Below are 22,272 nucleotides of genomic sequence, written 5' to 3' on the forward strand. Positions count from 1 at the left end.
ATACTACAAGCTTTAGAAATCATTATCCCAACAGCTTTATTCGTTGCGGCTCCACTTATTTTCACTGCACTTGGAGGAGTTTTTAGTGAACGTTCAGGTGTTGTTAATATCGGTCTAGAAGGTTTAATGGTTATTGGTGCTTTTGTAGGAATTGTATTTAATTTACAGTTCGCTGAAGTATTTGGAAATGCTACTCCGTGGCTATCCATCGTTGCCGCTATGGTTGCTGCATCTATCTTTTCATTACTACATGCTGTAGCTTCTATTACATTTAAAGCAGATCAAGTTGTAAGTGGTGTTGCAATTAACTTCTTGGCGGTTGGTTTAACATTATTCCTTGTTAAAAATATTTATGAAAAAGGGCAAACTGATCGAATCAATATTAGTTTTAACAAAATGGATGTTCCGTTACTAAGTGATATCCCGATTATTGGAAAAATATTTTTCTCAGGTGGATATGTAACTTCTTATTTAGCCATTTTCACTGCAATTATTGTTTGGTATGTAATCTTTAAAACACCATTTGGACTTCGTTTACGTTCGGTAGGAGAACATCCAATGGCTGCAGATACTATGGGTATTAATGTAACTAGAATGAGGTATATAGGTGTTCTATTAAGTGGTGCATTTGCCGGTGTAGGTGGTGCTGTTTATGCTACCATTATTTCTAGAGACTTTAGTCATGCGACGATAAGTGGTCAAGGATTTATGGCACTTGCAGCAGTAATATTTGGAAAATGGCATCCACTTGGAGCAATGGGAGCAGCTTTATTCTTTGGGCTGGCTCAAGGCTTGAGTATTATAGGTGGAACAATCCCATTTTTACAAGATATACCAGCTGTTTATTTACTTATCCTTCCTTATGTTTTAACAATTCTGGCATTAACAGGATTCATCGGTCGTGCTGATTCACCTAAAGCATTAGGAACACCATATGAAAAGGGAAAACGATAATAAAAAAGCTTCTCCAAACTGGAGAAGCTTTTTGTCTTTGAGTTGGCTTTTTTATTAGAAAAGACACCCGGGATAGACTGTTTTTATGCTTTACTGGACCCTCTCATGTCCAGTTGGCTATCTTTTAAGATAGCATCGCCTGCATGGACAATTTTTAAAGCCCTCGAAGGGTTGTCCAGCATTAGCACTAGCCTTTACGTGTGTAGAGCTAATGAGATGTGATCCGCTGACAACTTCTTTTTAATAGCTGTTTCCAAGATTTCGATGAAGATCTCCTCGAACAATTCCCTTTCTGCAAAATGGCGTTCGTAATTCTTCCTGAAGGTGGAGAAGTGAGGAACAGAATCACGGAATTCCAATCCAAGAACCAACGATATGTCATATTGGTCTGGGTTTCCTTGATTGTCTGACGCATAGAGCGAATACCAAAGATATATTGGATGAATGGGAGCTTGATTAACAGAACTGCATCAATGCTTGGGCGACCCACTTCCGAATAGAGATCCTTAACTCGATCATAGATGAAAGAGAAGTCTATGGCAGCTTCCAGCTTACGGACCAAATGATCTTAAGGAACAAGCTGATCTACGGTAACCATCTCTAATTGATCTCGTGCGATTGAACTCTTCTGTGATAACATCTAAATCACCTCATATTATTTTATTACTGCTGCACATAAAGTTTAAAGTTTCTGTTGATTGTATAGTGGAAGGCGCGCAGACTCCTGCGGGAGCAGCTGGACAGGTGAGACCCCGCAGGAGCTAGCGACGAGGAGGCTCACCGCCAGCCACGCGGAAAGCGAAGCGCCTGAAACGGAAATCAACAGCCCCCTTTCACCTCAAGCCAAAATAAAAACACTGTGAACACCATGCTGAACTAACTGTTACTTAATTCCAGTATATGTTAGACCAATATTACGCAAAATGAACTTGTTAACAAAATAATCTTAGACAGGTGAAGAAAATATGGGAGCACCAAAGAAGCTTGATTTACTTGCATTATCATCTGTTCCTCTTGTTATGACATTAGGAAATTCAATGCTGATTCCTGTTTTACCTCTCATCTCAAAAAAATTAAATATTAGTGCCTTTCAAGTATCTTTGATTATTACCGTATATTCAATTGTAGCGATTATTTTAATTCCAATAGCGGGATACTTATCAGATCGGTTTGGGCGAAAAATTGTGATGGTTCCATGTTTAATTATTGCTGGGGTAGGTGGAGCGGTTTCTGGATGGGCTTCTTGGAAAATTGAAGATCCTTACATATGGATCTTAATAGGACGTGTGCTTCAAGGAATTGGTTCTGCAGGGGCGGCACCAGTTGTTATGCCACTAGTAGGCGATATGTTTAAAAGTGATGAAGAAATAAGTGCTGGCCTTGGGTTAACTGAAACAGCAAACACTGCTGGTAAGGTGTTGAGTCCTATAATTGGTGCAGCTCTTGCAGCCTTTTTATGGTTCCTACCGTTTTGGTTTATTCCTTTTTTTAGTTTAGTTAGTGTTTTGCTAGTAGCCTTCCTTGTAAAAGTACCAAAAACAAAAGATAAAGAAGTACAAACAGTCAAGGAGTTTGCCCACTGTGTAAAAGGTATTTTTGCTGAAAATGGTAAATGGCTTTTTGCCATTTTTGCTGTTGGATGTATTATCATGTTCGTTCTATTTGGAATTTTGTTTTTCTTGTCGGACATGTTAGAAAAACAATATAACATTAATGGAGTTAAAAAAGGGTTAGTTTTAGCTATTCCATTGCTGGCTTTATCGATTAGTTCTTTCATATCTGGAAAGAAAATAGGTCAAAGTAAAAATCTAATGAAAACCGTTATTATCGTTGGCATGGGATTAGTTACAATTTCATTTATTGCATTAAGAGTACAACACACCTTGATGTTTTTAATTTCTTTCTTAGTTTTAACTGGGATAGGTATTGGGATTACCCTACCAAGTTTAGATGCTTTAATTACAGAGGGTATTGAAAAAGAAGAAAGAGGGACAATTACCTCAATATATAGTGCAATGAGATTTATTGGTGTTGCGGCAGGGCCTCCAGTTTATTCTTATTTAATGTCTGTTAGTGAACATCTTGTCTATTACATCTCTGCTGGTTCAAGTGTTATAGCAGTTATGGTTGTGTTACTCTTTATCCAGGTTAAGGATCTAGAAAAGGATCCAAAGCAAATGCCAAAATTGGCTTAAAGAGACCGAAATCTTCGGTCTCTTTTTGTATAGAATTTTATGATAAGAGTTAGGATAAGATAGTAATTAAAAGTGTATTATTTCCTTTATTATCCTTGTATTGATATAATTACAAACAAATTGAAAATAGTAAAAAGGAGGGTCTTCATGTCTTATTTTCATGAACAGCAAACAGATGTAAATGGTCTATCTTTGCATACAGTCTCAACATCAAAGTTCAAAACAAATACGATTGTCCTTAAGTTATTAGCCCCTTTAAGTGAACAGGATGTTACATATAGAGCACTATTACCATATGTACTTCAAAGAGGGACAAAAAACTTCCCATCTAGCACTGTTTTAAGACAGCATTTGGATGAACTTTATGGTGCAACACTGCATGTTGATTTATCAAAAAAAGGTGAAAATCACATCATTTCTTTTCGAATGGAAATAGCAAACGAAAAATTTCTAACAGATGCTACTCCATTATTAGAACAAGGGATTAAATTTTTATCAGAAATTTTATTGCAACCAGTCACAGAAAATGAAGCATTTCAGGATGAAATAGTTTCCCAAGAAAAACGTACCCTCAAGCAACGTATTCAATCTGTGAATGATGACAAAATGAGGTATTCTAATTTAAGACTTGTACAAGAAATGTGTAAAAATGAGCCATATGCTTTACATGTAAATGGTGAAACAAAAGATGTTGATAAAATTGATGCAAAATCTTTGTATGAATATTATCAAAAATGCATTCAGACAGATCATATAGATTTGTATGTTGTTGGTGATCTTGATCAAGGCGAAGTCGAAGGGTATGTGAATAAATATTTTACTTTTGACAACAGCCGCCAACCTGTAGTCCAAACCCCTTACACTACGAAAGAGATAAAAGAAAAAGAAGTAATTGAAGAACAGGATGTAAAGCAAGGAAAGTTAAACATCGGTTATCGAACAAATAGTACGTATAAAGATGAGGATTACTATGCCCTGCAGGTCTTTAATGGTATTTTCGGTGGTTTTTCACATTCAAAATTGTTTATCAATGTTCGCGAAAAAGCGAGTTTAGCTTATTATGCAGCATCAAGGGTAGAAAGTCATAAAGGTTTATTAATGGTTATGTCAGGTATTGAAGTTCAAAACTATGATCAGGCAGTTTCGATTATAAAAGAACAGATGGCTGCAATGAAAAACGGAGATTTCACTGAACAAGAGTTTGAGCAAACCAAGGCTGTCATTCGAAATCAATTACTAGAAACTGTTGATACTGCTTATGGCTTAGTTGAAATTGTTTATCATAACGTTATCGCAAATATAAATCGATCATTTGAGGACTATTTAAATGGCATTGAAAAGGTAACAAAAGAAGAGGTAACTATAGTTGCTCAGAAGATTGAGCTAGATACAATTTATTTCTTAAAAGGAATGGGGGGAACGGCATGACAACAAATCCTATTCGCTTCGATCAATTACAAGAATCATTATATTACGAAAAAATGTCAAATGGGCTTGATGTCTATGTGTTACCTAAAAAAGGTTTTAACAAAACTTATGCCACTTTTACGACAAAATACGGATCAATTGATAATCGATTTGAACCATTAAATGAAAAAGAGATGATTTCTGTACCAGATGGAATTGCTCATTTTCTTGAACATAAATTATTTGAAAAAGAAGATGGAGATGTATTCCAGCAGTTTAGTAAGCAAGGAGCTTCGGCAAATGCTTTCACATCCTTTACACGAACAGCATATTTATTTTCTAGCACAAGCTCAGTTGAACAAAACTTAGAAACATTAATTGATTTTGTTCAAGAGCCCTACTTTTCAGAAAAAACAGTGGAAAAAGAAAAGGGAATTATCGGTCAAGAAATAAATATGTATGATGATAATCCTGATTGGCGTTTATATTTTGGATTAATTCAAAATTTATATCAAAATCATCCTGTTAGAATTGATATTGCCGGAACAGTTGATTCTATTGCTAAAATTACGAAGGATTCCTTGTATGAATGTTATAATACTTTCTACCATCCAAGTAACATGCTCTTATTTGTTGTGGGTGCTGTTGAACCAGAGGAAATATTAAAGCAAGTTAGAACGAACCAAGATAAAAAAGATTTCACAGCTCAACCTGAAATAAAAAGGGAGTTCCCAGATGAACCAGTTGGGGTATTTAAAAAAATTGAGAAATTAAAGATGAATGTTCAAAGCTCAAAATGTTTAGTTGGATTAAAAGCTAAAAATCCTAATCGAGTGGGAAAAGAACTGTTGAAATTTGAGCTTTCTATGAATATAATTCTCGATATGCTCTTCAGTAAAAGTTCAAAGCACTACGAGGAATTATATAAAGAAGGCTTAATTGATGACACATTCAGCTATGATTATACAGAAGAAAAAGGGTTTGGGTTTGCTATGATTGGTGGAGATACGGAAAATCCAGATCTTCTTGCAGACAAAATTAAACAAGTATTATTTAGTGCCAAAAACGATGGTGTGGATTTCACAACATTCCAGGCAACTAAAAAGAAAAAAATTGGGGCATTTCTGAGAGCCATTAATTCACCTGAATACATTGCCAATCAATTTACACGTTATGCATTTAATGAGATGAACCTTTTTGATGTAGTCCCAATGTTAGAATCGTTAACTCAAGAAGATATGACAAACGTATTACAAGAAGCAGTAGATGAAGAGTTATTTTCAGTATGTCAAGTGGTGCCTAAATAATTATTGAAAAGGTCTGACTCAGTCAGATCTTTTTTCAGTATAATAGGGAAGCAGTAATACCTTTAAAAGGAAGCTAACATCAGGTACATATAGAATAATTACTAAAGGAGACGTTATGGATAAGTACGCACTTATAACTGGGGCGAGTGGTGACATCGGCATGGCCATTTCCAAAAAATTAATTAGTCAGGGGTATCATCTATATGTTCATTATCATCAAAATGAAAAGGTATTAAATGAACTGAAAAGCTTGTATAAAGACAGCTTAATTCTCCCAATTAAAGCTGATTTGACAAGTAAAAAGGGTGTACAAGAATTACTTAAACATATACATATGCCTGTTGAATTGGTTGTTTTTAATAGTGGGACGAGTCATTATGGGTTGGTAACAGATCTAAATGATGTAGAGATTGATCAAATGGTAGAGCTACATATAACGAGTCCATTTCGTTTAATACAAAAGCTAATCCCTTCGATGATTACAAAACGTAAAGGTAATATTATATTCATATCATCTATTTGGGGGATTACAGGTGCTTCTTGTGAGGTCTTGTATTCAATGGTGAAAGGTGGACAAAATGCTTATGTGAAGGCTCTCGCAAAAGAGCTGGCACCAAGTCATATTAGAGTTAATGCCATTGCACCAGGAGCGATTTCTACTAAAATGCTTGCTCAATTTACAGAAGAGGAATTGATTCAGCTACAAGAAGAAATTCCACTAGGAAGACTGGGTAAACCTGATGAAATTGCAGAGACTGTAACTTTTTTATCATCAGAAAAATCCTCCTATATAACAGGTCAAGTTATTTCCGTAAATGGTGGATGGATTTAAAAAAAGAAATTGGTATAGAATACTCCTTTCCTTGGAACAATAATCTTGTATCAATTATAAAGGAGGAACTCCTATGTCTGTATTAGATAATTGGAATGAGTGGAAAAATTTCCTAGGTGATCGTTTAGATCATGCCCAAAACGAAGGAATGAACGATCAAGTTATTTCTAACTTAGCGTTTGAAATTGGTGATTATTTAGCGAAACAAGTAGAAGCTAAAAACCCACAAGAAAAAGTACTAGCAGATTTATGGAGTGTCGCGTCTGAGCAAGAACAACATGCGATTGCAAACATGATGGTTAAACTTGTTCAAAACAATGGTTCACACTAAGAGAGGAGAGATCCTCTCTTTTTCTTTGATTCAACAGGTGATCTATTTTAGTTTAGAAATCATTTTAACTTATACGTTTCTTTCTCTCTTTCTTCTTTGAGAAAAATCATTTATTATAAATAATAGTGGTTGTTTAAAGAGGAGGGTTTAATTTGCCATATGAGTGGTACTTGGAATATGAGATTCAAAAGAACCGTCCCGGTTTATTAGGAGATGTGTCTTCCTTATTAGGGATGTTGGCAATTAATATTATTACAATTAATGGTGTTGACGATTCCCGTCGAGGTCTTTTACTAAAGTGTGAAAGTAATGATCAAGTCCGCAGACTTGAATCAATTTTAAATACAATGGATAACATAACTGTTACAAAGCTTAGAGTTCCAAAACTTCGTGATCGATTAGCGGTTCGACATGGTCGTTATATTCAAAGAGATGCCGACGACAAAAAAACTTTCCGATTTGTGCGTGATGAACTTGGACTATTGGTTGATTTTATGGCAGAATTATATAAGCAAGAAGGCCATAAGTTAATTGGAATTCGAGGGATGCCTCGGGTGGGAAAAACAGAATCAATTGTGGCTTCAAGTGTTTGTGCAAATAAAAAATGGTTGTTTGTTTCTTCTACGTTACTTAAACAAACCATTCGTAGTCAGCTGATTGCTGATGAATATAGTGAAGATAATGTGTTTATTATCGATGGAATTGTTTCAACGAGAAGAGGATCTGAAAAACACTTACAGCTTGTAAGAGAAATTATGAGGCTTTCTGCTACTAAGGTTGTTGAGCATCCTGATATATTTGTACAGAATACAGAGTATACAATTGATGATTTTGATTACATAATAGAAATTCGCAACGAGCCTGACGAGGAAATTACATATAAAGATGTTGAAGAAGGACCAACAATGTTTGACTCTTCAAGTCTTTCAGGATTTGACTTTTAATTATGGGGTGTTACGGTTGAGTGAACTAGGAAATCGACTGAAACAAGCAAGAGATGAAAAAAATATGAGCTTGGACGATCTCCAGGAAATAACAAAAATTCAAAAGCGTTATTTAATTGGCATTGAGGAAGGCAATTATGCAATGATGCCTGGTAAATTTTATGCAAGAGCATTTATAAAGCAATATGCTGAAGCAGTTGATTTAGATCCGGAAATGCTTTTTGAAGAATACAAGAACGATGTACCAAGCACACACAAGGAAGATGTTCCTGAGCAGCTATCAAGAGTAAGAACACATAAACAATTGCCTAAATCTGCGTCTAAGTTTCTAGACTTTTTACCTAAGCTTTTAACGATAGCTGTAGTTGTAGTATTGGCTATTTTATTATGGCTCTGGAGACAAGATGCAGCTAAAGATAACGCAAATAATGAAAACAATGTGTCTGAAGCAAATGACGTTGAATTTGAAAAAGTAGAAAATACGACAACAACTGATGATGAGGCAAACGAAGAGGAACCTGCCCAGGAAGAAGCTCCTCAAGAGGAAACAACAGAGCCAGAAGAACCTGAAACAGCTGCTCAAAGCCTTTCTGTAGTGGAAGGATCAACAACGACTTATGAGCTATCAGGTGCTGAAAAGTTTCAGCTGGAAGTTGTTGCAAAGGATCGGACATGGGTTAGAGTTAGAAACGGAAAAGGTAAAACATTCTATGGAGAAGAAATTCCTAAAGGTGAAACAAAAGTAAATGATTTAACCGCAGAATCAGAAATAACAATTAGAGTTGGAAATGTACCAGGGACAGACTTAAAAATTAATGGTGAGCTCCTGCAATATCAAGATACAAAAACCACGCCACAGGACATCACCATCATTTATAAGAAAGAATAGGGGACTGACTCAGGAAGAAGAGTATGAACTACTACATTTTTAGTAGGGGTTCATACTCTTTAACGGGTCGTCCCATTTTGCATGTCAATGCTTGAGTTTAATCAAAATGGAGGAATATACATGAATTTGCCGAATAAAATTACCATTTCAAGGATTCTTTTAATACCAGTTTTTATGGTTATAATGTTAGTCCCATTTAATTGGGGGGAATTAACGTTTGGTTCAGAATCAATCTTAACAACTCATTTTGTAGGAGCTATTCTATTTATTGTTGCATCAACAACTGATTGGATTGATGGTTATTATGCAAGGAAATTGAATCAAGTTACGAATCTTGGTAAATTTCTTGATCCATTAGCAGACAAGCTACTTGTGTCAGCTGCTCTAATTATTTTAGTGGAGCTGGGGGCTGCACCTTCCTGGATGGTTATTCTAATTATAAGTCGAGAATTTGCAGTAACCGGTCTTCGCCTTGTGTTAGCGGGAGAAGGTGAGGTAGTGGCAGCCAACATGTTAGGGAAAATCAAGACATGGACGCAAATTATTGCCATTTCAGCTTTATTACTTCACAACTTACCATTCGAATTTATGAACATTCCGTTTGCTACAATTTCTTTATGGGTTGCAACATTCTTTACTGTTTATTCTGGTTGGGACTACTTCATTAAAAATAAACAAGCCTTTGTAAATTCTAAGTAAGGGGGATTGTTCATGAATATAAGAACAGAGATTATCGCCGTTGGTTCGGAGTTGCTTTTAGGTCAAATAGTGAACTCTAACGCTCAATTTTTATCACAAGAGTTAGCTGAACTTGGCTTGAGTGTATATTATCATACCGTAGTAGGAGATAACCCTTCCCGTCTAGAATCAGCAATTAACATTGCAAAGGAACGTTCTAATGTTATCATTTTTACTGGAGGCCTCGGTCCGACTAAGGATGATTTAACAAAAGAAACAATTTCAAAAGTGTTAGGAAGAGAGCTAACGTTTGATGTGGAAGCTTTAGAAAGTATCGAACGTTATTTTACTCAAACAAAACGTATCATGTCTGAAAATAATAAAAAACAAGCATTGGTTATTGATGGCTCCTACATTTTAAAAAATGACTATGGTATGGCTCCTGGAATGGCTGTTGATATTGACGGAATGATTTATATGCTATTGCCAGGCCCACCTAGTGAAATGAAGCCAATGTTTGAGAATTATGGAAAAGAATATTTCCAAACAAAACTAGGTTTTCAAGATAAAATTATCTCACGTGTATTAAGATATTTTGGAATTGGTGAATCCCAGCTTGAAACAGATATACAGGATATTATTGATGGACAAACAAATCCAACAATTGCTCCTTTGGCAGCAGATGGAGAAGTTACATTAAGGCTTACAGCGAGACATAAAGATGAACATCTTGCACAAAAACTCCTTGATGAAACAGAGAAAAGAATTAATGACCGTGTAGGTGAGTTCTTCTATGGTTATGAACAGACAACCCTTGTTCACGAATTGAAGAAACTATTGATGAAAAAAGGGAAAACAATTTCTGCTGCAGAAAGTTTAACAGGTGGAATGTTTTCTGAGTACATGACATCTTTAGATGGTGCTTCCCAAATTTTTAAAGGTAGTATTGTTTCCTATACAAATGAAGTAAAAGAGAAAATGTTGAAGGTGCAAAAGCGTACACTTGAACAATTTGGCGCAGTTAGCGAGGAATGTGCAAGGGAAATGGCTGAGCAAATCCGAAAGCTCTCTAAAAGTGATATAGGCATTAGTTTTACAGGTGCTGCAGGACCAGAACCACATGAGGGCCAGCCTGTAGGGACCGTTTTTATTGCCATTTCTATGGGGGATCAGGATTCCAATGTTTATAAACTGAATCTAGCTGGATCTAGAAAGGGAATTCGTGTTCGCTCGGTAAAGTATGGATGTCATTATTTAGTCAAACTATTAAACGAAATTGAATGATATAATGAAGTCTGTTAAGCACTAATCTACTATTAGACATTTGCTTAGCAGTCTTTTTTTCTATGAAGAAAAGAGTCTGTTTTTGTTGTGAAAATCAACAAACCGTCAGAAAACAAGTAAAAATTAAAAATAAAACTCACTTACTATCTAAAATTTACTTTTTCTTTATATAAAAAAGTAGATATATAGTGACTTTAAAACATTAAAATAAAATAATCGAATAAATGTTCGCTTTTTACTTGGCAAACAAGATAAAAACAGGTATATTTATTATAGATGAACTTTAAGGAGGAAATTTTGTGAGTGATCGTCAAGCTGCCTTAGATATGGCGTTAAAACAAATAGAGAAGCAATTCGGTAAAGGATCTATTATGAAATTAGGAGAGCAAACAGATCGAAAGGTATCAACTGTTCCAAGTGGTTCATTAGCACTTGATACTGCTTTAGGTATAGGTGGGTATCCTCGTGGTAGAATCATAGAAATCTATGGTCCTGAAAGCTCTGGTAAAACAACTGTAGCACTACATGCCATCGCTGAGGTTCAACAGCAAGGTGGTCAAGCAGCATTTATTGATGCTGAACACGCACTTGACCCTGTATATGCACAAAAACTTGGTGTAAACATCGATGAATTACTACTTTCACAACCTGATACTGGTGAACAGGCACTAGAAATTGCAGAAGCTCTTGTACGAAGTGGCGCCGTTGATATTTTAGTTATTGACTCGGTTGCAGCGTTAGTACCTAAAGCTGAAATTGAAGGTGAGATGGGTGATTCACATGTCGGTCTTCAAGCAAGACTGATGTCTCAAGCATTACGTAAATTATCAGGTGCTATAAATAAATCTAAAACAATTGCTATTTTCATTAACCAAATTCGTGAAAAAGTAGGCGTGATGTTCGGAAACCCTGAGACAACTCCAGGTGGTCGTGCTTTAAAATTCTATTCTTCTGTTCGTTTAGAAGTTCGCCGTGCTGAAACACTTAAACAAGGTAATGATATGGTCGGAAATAAAACTAAAATTAAAGTAGTTAAAAATAAGGTGGCACCTCCTTTCAAAGTAGCAGAAGTTGATATTATGTACGGTGAAGGAATTTCAAAAGAAGGCGAAATTATCGATATGGGTTCGGATTTGGATATTGTTCAAAAGAGCGGTTCTTGGTATTCGTATAATGAAGAACGTTTAGGTCAAGGTCGAGAAAATGCCAAACAATTCCTAAAGGAAAACCCTGAAATACGTTTAGAAATACAAGGTGAAATCCGTAAACATTATGGTCTAGACGAAGAAGTTACTGCACCAGATGAAAGTCAAGAAGAGATGAATTTATTAGGGGAATAAGCATTTAATTAAGGGGCGTTTTGCCCCTTTTTTATTTTTATTTTAAAAAATAATGTGAAATTTGTCTAAATACATATGGATTATAGAATTTTATTAGTAAGAAAACGATAAATAATCTTTGCATAAAATATTGTGACATAATTCTACAAAAATCATCCTTTTTCGCTAGTTATCACAAAGGTCATGGAAATAAGATTGTACAAAATGCTTGGAAACATTATAATGACAGGCTTGACAAGAAAAATTCACAGATTTACAATTGAGATGTATATTTTACAATTTTGTAGAATGATGATTGAAGCATTTTGAAAGCCGAAAATGTTGGTACTTGAAAAAGTCTTATGTCAAATAGTTTAAAGACGCAAGGTTCAACATGAAAACAAAGCTTTGTGCTGTATGTTGACAACTTATAATTGAACAATGTACATGCCGACACTTTAATCTAGAAAAAACAAGTTCATAGCAAGAGGAGGTGTAATAATGGACGTAGTATCAATAATCATCTCCATTTTGCTTGGCCTAATCGTCGGTGCAGTTGTTGGCTATTTTGTTCGTAAGTCTATTGCCGAAGCAAAAATTGCTGGTGCTAGTAATGCAGCGGAGCAAATTCTTGAAGAAGCAAAGCGTGATGCTGAGGCTACTAAAAAGGAAGCGCTTCTTGAAGCGAAAGATGAAATTCATAAGCTCCGCACAGATGCAGAACAGGAAGTTCGTGAGAGAAGAAACGAGCTTCAAAAACAAGAAAATCGCTTATTACAAAAAGAAGAGAATCTGGATCGTAAGGATGAGTCTTTAGATAAACGTGAAGCGATGCTAGAGAGAAAAGAAGGTTCTCTTAATGAAAGACAACAGCATATTGAAGAGATGGAAAGCAAAGTGGACGAGGTTGTGCGTAAACAGCAAACAGAGCTTGAGCGCATATCTAGCCTTACAAGAGATGAAGCAAGAGGAATAATTCTTGAAAAGGTAGAAAATGAACTCACACATGATATCGCTGTAATGATCAAAGAAAGCGAAAATCGTGCTAAAGAAGAAGCTGACAAGAAAGCGAAAGAAATCCTGTCACTTGCTATTCAACGATGTGCGGCAGATCATGTAGCTGAAACTACTGTTTCTGTTGTTAATCTTCCAAATGATGAAATGAAAGGTCGTATTATTGGACGTGAGGGACGTAATATTCGTACGTTAGAAACATTAACGGGGATAGACCTTATCATTGATGATACACCTGAGGCAGTGATCCTGTCAGGTTTTGATCCAATTCGACGTGAAACGGCAAGAATTGCCTTAGACAAGCTTGTTCAAGATGGTCGTATTCACCCAGCACGTATTGAAGAGATGGTTGAGAAATCTCGTCGTGAAGTGGATGAATATATTCGTGAAATTGGAGAACAAACAACGTTCGAAGTTGGAGTTCATGGGCTTCATCCTGACTTGATCAAGATTCTTGGTCGATTGAAATTTAGAACAAGTTACGGTCAAAATGTTTTGAAGCACTCTATGGAAGTTGCGTTCTTATCAGGATTAATGGCTGCTGAGCTTGGAGAAGATGAATTACTGGCAAAACGAGCTGGTTTACTTCATGATATTGGAAAAGCTATAGACCATGAAGTTGAAGGTAGTCATGTGGAAATTGGTGTAGAACTTGCGACAAAGTATAAAGAGCATCCTGTTGTCATTAACAGCATTGCATCACACCATGGTGACACAGAACCTACATCGATTATTGCGGTTATTGTGGCAGCTGCTGATGCATTATCTGCAGCAAGACCAGGTGCACGTAGTGAAACACTAGAAAATTATATTCGTCGACTAGAAAAGCTTGAAGAAATATCTGAATCTTACGAAGGTGTTGAGAAATCATTTGCCATTCAGGCTGGCCGTGAGGTTCGTATCATGGTTAAACCTGATAGCATTGATGACTTACAAGCACATCGCTTAGCAAGAGATATTCGAAAACGAATTGAAGAAGAGCTCGATTATCCGGGTCATATAAAAGTTACTGTGATTCGTGAAACAAGAGCTGTTGAATACGCAAAATAAAGTGGTGCAGAAATGCGCCACTTTATTTTTGCTCAATTTTGTGTAACACTAAATCTATGAACGACGGATCCTGTGTGAGTTCAACAAAAAAAGTCTAGACAGTAAGATGAGAGAAAGGAAGTACATATGAAAATTTTATTTATAGGTGATGTGTTTGGTTCACCTGGTAGAGATATGATTAAAGAGTACCTACCTAAACTGAAAACAAAATATCAGCCACATGCTATTATTATTAATGGAGAAAATGCTGCACATGGAAGAGGGATTACAGAAAAGATGTATCAGCAGTTTATTCAAGCTGGTGCCCATGTCATTACAATGGGGAATCACACTTGGGATAATCGTGAAATTTTTGAATTTATCGATAAAGCACCTAATATGATTCGCCCTGCGAACTTTCCAGAAAATAATCCTGGAAAAGGAATGGTATATGTAAATGTTGCAGGAAAAGAGATAGCTGTAATCAATTTGCAAGGCCGTGCATTTTTGCCACCTTCTGATTGTCCATTTAAAAAGGCTGATGAGCTAATTGAACAAGCCAAAAAGCGTACATCTATTATTTTTGTTGATTTTCATGCAGAAGCAACTAGTGAGAAACAGGCAATGGGCTGGTATTTAGACGGGCGTGCATCAGTTGTTGTTGGGACGCATACGCATGTTCAAACAGCTGATGATAGAGTTTTAGACAAAGGAACAGCGTATATTACAGATGTTGGTATGACTGGGCCTTATGATGGCATATTAGGCGTAGATAAAGAAATGATTTTAAAACGATTTCTTACAGGTCTACCTGTTCGTCATGATGTGGCTAATGGTAGAACCCAATTAAGTGGCATTGTGGTTGATATTAACGATAAAACGGGCAAGGCTACAAAAATTGAAAGAATTCTTATTAATGATGATCATATGTTTTTTGAATAGCAATTAACATAAATGATTGAAAGAAATGAGAGTGGGAGACGAACGGGTGGGAATATTGTTGATCAATTGTCTTTAAGGGATCCACTTCATCCAGACGATTCTTCAAATTACATAATGTAGCATAACATTTAGAATTTTTCGAAATAATGTGCGAACAAGCAGGAATATTTTCCAACTCTAGTGAATATAGTATCAATGGATATATAACTAACACTGTTTAAAAGGAATGTTGGGGAGCTCCTTTTTAAACAAGATATGCCAATGATTGTTCTAATGAACACTCAAGGATTCATTGAAAATGAAGGGGGAACTAGAAATGGAAATATTAAAGGTTTCAGCAAAGTCAAATCCTAATTCAGTCGCTGGTGCATTAGCTGGAGTATTAAGAGAAAGAGGTGCAGCTGAAATTCAAGCAATTGGTGCTGGTGCTCTTAATCAGGCAGTGAAAGCTGTAGCAATTGCTAGAGGCTTTGTTGCTCCAAGTGGTGTTGATTTAATATGTATTCCTGCTTTTACGGATATTCAAATAGACGGAGAAGAACGTACAGCTATTAAACTCATTGTGGAGCCAAGATAAGCTTCATTCATGATGGAAGAGTTGTAGGTAACATAGGGGTTTGACTCAATAGGAGTCAAACCCTGTTTTTTTTTATATTGTATCCTATTAATAGATTAAACTAGTCTAACGTACGAGAGGAGAAGATCATACATGGCACTATTTGATGCGCATTGTGATATGTTATTTAAGATATGGGAAGACCCAACTATAAATGTTTCTGAAGATGAGAAGTTACATGTTTCTATCTCAAAGTTAAAGAAAATGGAAAAACCAATACAATGCTTTGCTATTTTTGTACCAGAACGCGTCCCATTTGTTCATAAACTAGATGTGGCTCAGCAACAAATTAACATTTTTTATCAAAAAGTTCTAAATGAGTTTAATGAGGTCAAATTGCTTAAAACAAAATCAGATATCGACCATTTAAAAGAGGAAGAAATAGGAGCTATTTTAACTTTAGAAGGCTGTGATGCAGTCGGTGACCGGCTTGAAAATCTTGAATTATTGTATGAACTTGGAATTCGTTCAGTTGGCTTAACGTGGAATTACGCAAATCTTGTGGCAGATGGTGCACAAGAAACAAGGAATGCAGGTATAACGAATTTTGGTAGGGAAGTTATCGCATTCTTAAATAAGAAAAGGTTATGGACAGATTTATCTCATGCAAGTGAAAGAAGCTTTTGGGAGGGATTGGATTTAGCTGATTATCCGATTGCGTCACACTCTAATACTCATCATCTTTGTCCACATGTAAGAAACTTAAAGGATGAGCAAATTGTTGCGCTTTTTAGGAAAAACGGAATGATAGGTATAACATTTGTTCCTTTTTTTACGACAAATCATGATCAACCAAAGATTAAGGACTTGTTAAAGCATATAGATCATTTATGTTCGTTAGGTGGAGAAAATCATATTGGGTTTGGATCTGACTTTGATGGAATAGAACAAACAATCGAAGGACTTGAAAATTACTTGTGTTATGAACTATTTATCAACGAGCTTCAACGTCATTATCCAGAATCTTTAGTTGAAAAATTTATCTATCAAAATTTTGTGAATCATGTTTCATATTAATAAAAATCAGCTTTTTCAATTCGATAAACTTTTGAGTAAAGTCTTGTAATTTTTTCTTGTTAGGTCTAAAATTGAATACGTTTAGTATTAATTCCAATAATTTCACTAGAGTTTAGAAATTTCTATAAAACTGAACGTTATTGAAATGTGAAAAAGATAGAATAATAAAACATATTGCTTTAAATGAGGGGTGTAGAAACACATGATTAGTCAACTTTCATGGAAAGTTGGGGGACAGCAAGGAGAAGGAATTGAAAGTACAGGTGAAGTATTCTCTATTGCATTAAACCGACTAGGGTATTATTTATATGGCTATCGTCATTTTTCTTCTCGAATTAAAGGTGGTCACACCAATAACAAAATTCGTGTAAGCACAACAAAAGTTCAAGCAATTTCGGATGATCTTGATATTTTAGTAGCTTTTGACCAAGAAACAATTGATGTCAATTTCCACGAACTTCGTGCAGGGGGAATTGTGCTTGCAGATGCTAAATTTAATCCTACTATTCCAGAAAATGAGCATATAACTCTATTTTCAGTTCCCTTTACTGAAATTGCAACAGAGCTTGGAACTTCTTTAATGAAAAATATGGTCGCTATTGGCGCAACAAGTGCAATACTTGATATTGAACCAAGTCAATATCATGAGGTTGTAAATGAAATCTATGGCCGAAAAGGCGAACAAATTGTAGAGAAAAATATGCAGGCAATTAAAAATGGAGCAAAATATTTGAAAGAACAACTTGAGTTCCAACGTCAGGATCTCTATTTAGAGAAGGCAGACGGTAAAAAACGTATGTTTATGATTGGAAATGATGCGATCGCTTTAGGAGCCATTGCAGGTGGCTCACGTTTTATGGCTGCATATCCAATTACACCTGCTTCAGAAATTATGGAATATTTAATTAAAAAATTACCGAAGTTCGGCGGTGCGGTTATTCAAACAGAAGATGAAATTGCTGCTTGTACAATGGCAATTGGAGCCAACTATGCTGGAGCTCGTACATTTACAGCATCTGCCGGACCTGGCTTATCTTTAATGATGGAAGCAATCGGTCTATCAGGTATGACGGAGCAACCACTTGTTATTATTGATACACAACGTGGGGGTCCAAGTACAGGTTTACCAACCAAACAGGAACAATCGGACTTAATGGCTATGATTTATGGTACTCATGGAGAGATTCCGAAGGTTGTAATGGCTCCAAGTACAGTTGAAGAAGCATTCTACGATACTATTGAAGCGTTTAATATCGCTGAAGAATATCAAGTTCCTGTTATTTTATTATCAGATTTACAGCTTTCTCTTGGGAAGCAAACAGTAGAACCACTAGATTACAGCAAAATTGAAATTCGCCGTGGTAAGCTTGTTGCAGAGGAGCTTCCAGAAGTTGAAAACAAAGCATACTTTAAACGTTTTGAAGTAACTGAGGATGGTGTTTCTCCTCGTGTCATTCCAGGTGTAAAAAACGGAATTCACCATGTCACAGGGGTTGAACATGATGAAACAGGTAAGCCATCGGAATCTGCTTTGAATCGTGTAGCTCAAATGGATAAACGTTTAAGAAAACTTAATAACATGCAATTTAATAACCCTGTTTATAAAAATGTTCAGCATGAAAATCCTGATGTTTTACTCGTAGGTTATTTATCAACACGTGGAACTATTGAAGAAGCTATGCAGCGTCTAGAAGCTGATGGAATAAAGGTAAATCACGCTCAAATCCGCCTTATTCATCCATTCCCAAGCGATGAAATCCTTCCATTAGTTGAAGCGGCTAAAAAAGTAATTGTCGTAGAAAATAATGCAACAGGTCAACTTGCGAGTCTTCTTAAAATGAACGTAGGATATGCGAATAAGATTTCTTCTTTACTAAAATATGATGGTAATCCATTCCTACCTCATGAAATTCATACTAGAAGCAAGGAGTTGATCTAACATGGCAGCAACATTTAAAGATTTTCGTAATAATGTAAAACCAAACTGGTGTCCAGGCTGTGGTGACTTTTCTGTACAAGCAGCAATTCAACGTGCAGCAGCGAATGTTGGACTAACGCCTGAAGAGCTTGCAGTTGTTTCTGGTATTGGCTGCTCAGGGCGTATTTCAGGTTACATTAATTCATATGGATTCCACGGAATTCATGGTCGTTCTTTACCAATTGCACAAGGTGTTAAAATGGCAAATAAAGACTTGACTGTTATTGCCTCTGGTGGAGATGGCGATGGATTTGCGATTGGAATGGGTCATACTATTCACGCTATTCGTCGTAATATTGACATTACTTATATTGTCATGGACAACCAAATTTATGGATTAACAAAAGGACAAACTTCTCCTCGAAGTGATGCTGGATTTGTGACGAAGAGCACTCCACAAGGTTCAATTGAATCTGCATTATCGGTTATGGAAATGGCCTTAACAGCTGGTGCTACATTTGTAGCACAAAGCTTCTCTACAGACCTTAAAGATTTAACAGCATTAATTGAAGCAGGTATTAATCATAAAGGATTTTCGTTAATTAACGTGTTCAGTCCTTGCGTAACGTATAATAAAGTAAATACGTACGATTGGTTTAAAGAGAATTTAACAAAGCTTTCAAATGTAGAAGGGTATGACCCACATAATAAAGAAGTGGCGATGCAAACTCTTATGAAGCATAATGGATTGGTTACGGGTTTAATCTATCAAAATACAGAACAAAAATCTTATCAAGAAAGTATTAATGGGTATAGTGAAACACCTCTTTCTCAAGCTGATTTAACAATAGATGAGGAAGAATTTAATAAAATGTTAGCGGAATTTATGTAGTGACTTAAGAGAGGACTGATTTTATTATGCAGTCCTCTTTTTTGCTATAAAAAAATCATTGAGGAAGAATTAGGTAAAATGAATCATATTTAATATTTTATTTTATAAGCAGCCAATCGTCCACTGTGTACGGACTCTGATGTTTACAAAAAAATATAACATGTTAAAATGTTGTTAAATATGCTTTTGTAATTAAGGGGTGTTCACTGTGAACGGAAAAATGAAAGCGCTTATAAAACATCATAGAGGATACGGGGCACAGTTAGAAATGGTAACCATTCCACAAATTTCAGAAAATGAAGTATTAATTAAAGTAAAAGCAACATCAATTTGTGGGACTGATGTTCATATTTATAAATGGGATGAGTGGTCAGCAAGTAGAGTAAATCCACCTTATATTTTTGGTCATGAGTTTTCTGGAGAAGTTGTTGAGATTGGAGATAAAGTGACAAATGTTAAAGTGGGTGATTCTGTTTCCGCGGAAACACATTTAGTCTGTGGAAAATGTCCGCAGTGTTTAACGGGTAAAGCACATATTTGCAATGCTACTAAAATCATTGGTGTTGATACTGGAGGGTGTTTTGCAGAGTTTGTTGCGCTGCCTTCAACAAACTTATGGAAAAATCCTAAAGATATGCCATATGATCTTGCCTCTATTCAGGAACCAATGGGAAATGCTGTTCACACCGTGTTAGCAGGCGATGTAATTGGTAAAACAGTTGCTGTTATCGGGTGTGGCCCAATTGGAATAATGGCTGTAGGAATAGCAAAAGCTGCTGGTGCAGCTCAAGTTATTGCGGTAGATATAAATGAATATCGATTACAGCTAGCAAAACAACTCGGTGCAACGACAATTGTGAATTCGAAATGCCAAGATCCTTTACAAGTTGTATATGAATTAACTTATGGTCATGGAGTAGAGGTTGTATGTGAAATGTCAGGTCAGCCTGTTGCAATTAACCAGGGGTTTAAAATGGTAACAAATGGAGGGCGCGTGTCGATTCTAAGTTTACCTACAAAACCAGTCGAATTTGATGTTACAAATGATATTGTTTTTAAAGGAATAACGATTCAAGGAATAACCGGGAGAAAAATGTTTGAAACATGGAAGCAAGTTTCCGCTTTAGTTCATTCAGGACAGGTCAATGTAAAATCACTTATTACACATAGATTTTCATTAGAGCAATATGAAAAAGGTTTTGAGTTAATGATGGATGGTAATTGTGGAAAAGTAATTTTACACCCATAAGTGAAAGTGTTTACAATTTCACGATGAGATTATTTATAACTAAATTACAGGAGGAGATTAAAATGAACGGTTTTGAGTTTTTGCAATTAGAGTTAGAAGAAATGAAGAAACAGGGAACATTTCGTCAATTAATACCTTTAGAATCTGACCAATCATCGAGAGTGGTAATTAATGGTAAAAAAGTTATCCAGTTATCTTCAAACAATTATTTAGGATTAACTTCGCATCCTCGCTTACGCTCTGCGGCACTTAAGGCTGTTGAAAACTATGGGGCAGGAACAGGGTCAGTGCGAACGATTGCTGGTACTTTTACTATGCATAAAGAGTTAGAGGAAAAACTTGCTGAATTCAAACATACTGAATCTTCATTAGTTTTTCAATCCGGGTTTACAACTAATCAAGGGGTACTTTCTTCTATTTTAACTAATGAGGATGTTGTGATTTCAGATGAATTAAATCATGCTTCCATTATTGATGGTATTCGGTTAACGAAGGCTGCTAGGAAGGTTTATAAACACGTAGACATGTTAGACCTTGAAAGAGCACTAAAAGAATCAGAGAATTATAGAGTACGTGTTATTGTGACTGATGGCGTATTCTCCATGGATGGTAATATTGCCCCTTTACCTAAAATTGTAGACCTAGCAGAAAAATACCATGCATTGGTAATGGTTGATGATGCACATGCTTCAGGGGTATTAGGAGAAAATGGGCGAGGTACGGTTAACCATTTTGGCTTAGATGGGCGTGTTCATATACAAGTGGGAACGTTAAGTAAAGCTATAGGTGTTTTGGGAGGTTATGTAGCTGGACCAAGAACACTTATTGAGTATTTAATTCATAAAGGCAGACCATTTTTATTTAGTACATCTCATCCACCTGCAGTTACAGCCGCATGCATGGAAGCGATAAATGTTTTAGTAGAGGAACCACAATTAATTAAGAGACTGTGGGAAAATACAAGGTTTTTTAAAGATGGTTTGGCGAAACTTGGATTTAACACTGGGAAAAGTGATACTCCTATAACGCCGATAATTGTTGGGGATGAGGCATTAGCACACAGATTTTCTGATAAATTGCTAGAGTATGGTGTATTTGCTCAAGGGATTGCTTTTCCTACTGTGGCTAAAGGTCACGCGCGCGTTCGGACAATTGTTACAGCAGAACATTCAATAGAGGATCTTGAAGAGGCTCTCAGTATTTTTGAGAAAGCGGGAAAAGAATTAAAGATTATCTAAATCTTTCTTTTACAGCACTATGTATAGTGCTGTATTTTGTTTGTCAGCGCATATTTACACTAAAAAATCGGACTAAAGTCTGGATAGAGTACACCTAAAACCTTTTGTAATCGACATGGTTCAGCAAAAATCGGGTAGTGACAGGCACCACAAAGTATAAAAACTTTATTTTCTGCCATTTTTCAGAAAGAAAAAAATGAAGTAAACTAGACTAAGA

The 22,272-nt window shown here is 36.0% G+C and carries 19 protein-coding genes and 1 pseudogene; 19 read left to right on the forward strand and 1 reads right to left on the reverse strand.

Annotated elements, in window-relative coordinates; all coding sequences use genetic code 11:
- On the forward strand, positions 1-954 hold the full coding sequence (locus ACEWK1_RS04325; RefSeq protein ID WP_373995115.1) for an ABC transporter permease: 954 nt from the start codon (positions 1-3) through the stop codon (positions 952-954).
- Between the two features lie 180 nt (positions 955-1,134).
- Here ACEWK1_RS04325 and ACEWK1_RS04330 read toward each other — a convergent pair.
- Positions 1,135-1,594, reverse strand: a pseudogene (locus tag ACEWK1_RS04330) (transposase); the annotation flags it as partial.
- A 325-nt stretch (positions 1,595-1,919) separates the two neighbouring features.
- Here ACEWK1_RS04330 and ACEWK1_RS04335 point away from each other — a divergent pair.
- The 18 genes from ACEWK1_RS04335 to ACEWK1_RS04420 all read left to right on the forward strand — a co-directional run bounded on the left by ACEWK1_RS04335 (position 1,920) and on the right by ACEWK1_RS04420 (position 22,055).
- Positions 1,920-3,149, forward strand: coding sequence for an MFS transporter (locus ACEWK1_RS04335; RefSeq protein WP_212134606.1), 1,230 nt, complete (start codon positions 1,920-1,922; stop codon positions 3,147-3,149).
- A gap of 147 nt (positions 3,150-3,296) precedes the next feature.
- Positions 3,297-4,577, forward strand: a complete 1,281-nt coding sequence (gene yfmF / locus ACEWK1_RS04340) for an EF-P 5-aminopentanol modification-associated protein YfmF (protein WP_212134608.1) — start codon at positions 3,297-3,299, stop codon at positions 4,575-4,577.
- A complete protein-coding gene (gene yfmH / locus ACEWK1_RS04345; RefSeq protein ID WP_121661464.1) occupies positions 4,574-5,863 on the forward strand; it encodes an EF-P 5-aminopentanol modification-associated protein YfmH in 1,290 nt (429 codons plus the stop codon). Before yfmF ends, yfmH begins: the two co-directional genes overlap by 4 nt.
- Before the next feature lie 115 nt (positions 5,864-5,978).
- Positions 5,979-6,695 (forward strand): elongation factor P 5-aminopentanone reductase, encoded by a 717-nt coding sequence (ymfI, locus tag ACEWK1_RS04350; protein ID WP_212134610.1) that lies wholly within the window; start codon positions 5,979-5,981, stop codon positions 6,693-6,695.
- A 73-nt stretch (positions 6,696-6,768) separates the two neighbouring features.
- Positions 6,769-7,026, forward strand: a complete 258-nt coding sequence (locus ACEWK1_RS04355; RefSeq protein ID WP_121661466.1) for a DUF3243 domain-containing protein — start codon at positions 6,769-6,771, stop codon at positions 7,024-7,026.
- Between the two features lie 152 nt (positions 7,027-7,178).
- On the forward strand, positions 7,179-7,970 hold the full coding sequence (locus ACEWK1_RS04360; protein WP_098796361.1) for a DUF3388 domain-containing protein: 792 nt from the start codon (positions 7,179-7,181) through the stop codon (positions 7,968-7,970).
- Between the two features lie 16 nt (positions 7,971-7,986).
- Entirely contained in the window at positions 7,987-8,859 is an 873-nt protein-coding gene (locus ACEWK1_RS04365) for a helix-turn-helix domain-containing protein (protein WP_212134612.1), read from the forward strand.
- 120 nt (positions 8,860-8,979) lie between these two features.
- Positions 8,980-9,558 (forward strand): CDP-diacylglycerol--glycerol-3-phosphate 3-phosphatidyltransferase, encoded by a 579-nt coding sequence (gene pgsA / locus ACEWK1_RS04370; protein WP_212134614.1) that lies wholly within the window; start codon positions 8,980-8,982, stop codon positions 9,556-9,558.
- A gap of 12 nt (positions 9,559-9,570) precedes the next feature.
- On the forward strand, positions 9,571-10,821 hold the full coding sequence (locus ACEWK1_RS04375; RefSeq protein ID WP_269671088.1) for a competence/damage-inducible protein A: 1,251 nt from the start codon (positions 9,571-9,573) through the stop codon (positions 10,819-10,821).
- Positions 10,822-11,120: 299 nt separating this feature from the next.
- Entirely contained in the window at positions 11,121-12,161 is a 1,041-nt protein-coding gene (recA, locus tag ACEWK1_RS04380; protein ID WP_212134616.1) for a recombinase RecA, read from the forward strand.
- A 480-nt stretch (positions 12,162-12,641) separates the two neighbouring features.
- Entirely contained in the window at positions 12,642-14,204 is a 1,563-nt protein-coding gene (gene rny / locus ACEWK1_RS04385; RefSeq protein WP_285842646.1) for a ribonuclease Y, read from the forward strand.
- Between the two features lie 126 nt (positions 14,205-14,330).
- Positions 14,331-15,125, forward strand: coding sequence for a TIGR00282 family metallophosphoesterase (locus ACEWK1_RS04390; RefSeq protein WP_121661472.1), 795 nt, complete (start codon positions 14,331-14,333; stop codon positions 15,123-15,125).
- Between the two features lie 316 nt (positions 15,126-15,441).
- The gene (gene spoVS / locus ACEWK1_RS04395) at positions 15,442-15,702 is read left to right on the forward strand and encodes a stage V sporulation protein SpoVS (protein WP_003181955.1); all 261 of its coding nucleotides are present in this window, start codon (positions 15,442-15,444) and stop codon (positions 15,700-15,702) included.
- A 132-nt stretch (positions 15,703-15,834) separates the two neighbouring features.
- Positions 15,835-16,758 (forward strand): dipeptidase, encoded by a 924-nt coding sequence (locus ACEWK1_RS04400; RefSeq protein WP_121661473.1) that lies wholly within the window; start codon positions 15,835-15,837, stop codon positions 16,756-16,758.
- 202 nt (positions 16,759-16,960) lie between these two features.
- Complete coding sequence (locus ACEWK1_RS04405; RefSeq protein WP_212134618.1) at positions 16,961-18,697, forward strand: 2-oxoacid:acceptor oxidoreductase subunit alpha; 1,737 nt, start codon at positions 16,961-16,963, stop codon at positions 18,695-18,697.
- 1 nt (position 18,698) lies between these two features.
- On the forward strand, positions 18,699-19,568 hold the full coding sequence (locus ACEWK1_RS04410; RefSeq protein WP_212134620.1) for a 2-oxoacid:ferredoxin oxidoreductase subunit beta: 870 nt from the start codon (positions 18,699-18,701) through the stop codon (positions 19,566-19,568).
- Positions 19,569-19,776: 208 nt separating this feature from the next.
- Positions 19,777-20,817, forward strand: coding sequence for an L-threonine 3-dehydrogenase (gene tdh, locus ACEWK1_RS04415; protein ID WP_212134622.1), 1,041 nt, complete (start codon positions 19,777-19,779; stop codon positions 20,815-20,817).
- 62 nt (positions 20,818-20,879) lie between these two features.
- The gene (locus tag ACEWK1_RS04420; protein ID WP_212134624.1) at positions 20,880-22,055 is read left to right on the forward strand and encodes a glycine C-acetyltransferase; all 1,176 of its coding nucleotides are present in this window, start codon (positions 20,880-20,882) and stop codon (positions 22,053-22,055) included.
- Positions 22,056-22,272: the final 217 nt, after the last annotated feature.

Source organism: Metabacillus sp. YM-086 (assembly GCF_048059995.1).
Classification (GTDB): Bacteria; Bacillota; Bacilli; order Bacillales; family Bacillaceae; genus Metabacillus; species Metabacillus litoralis_B.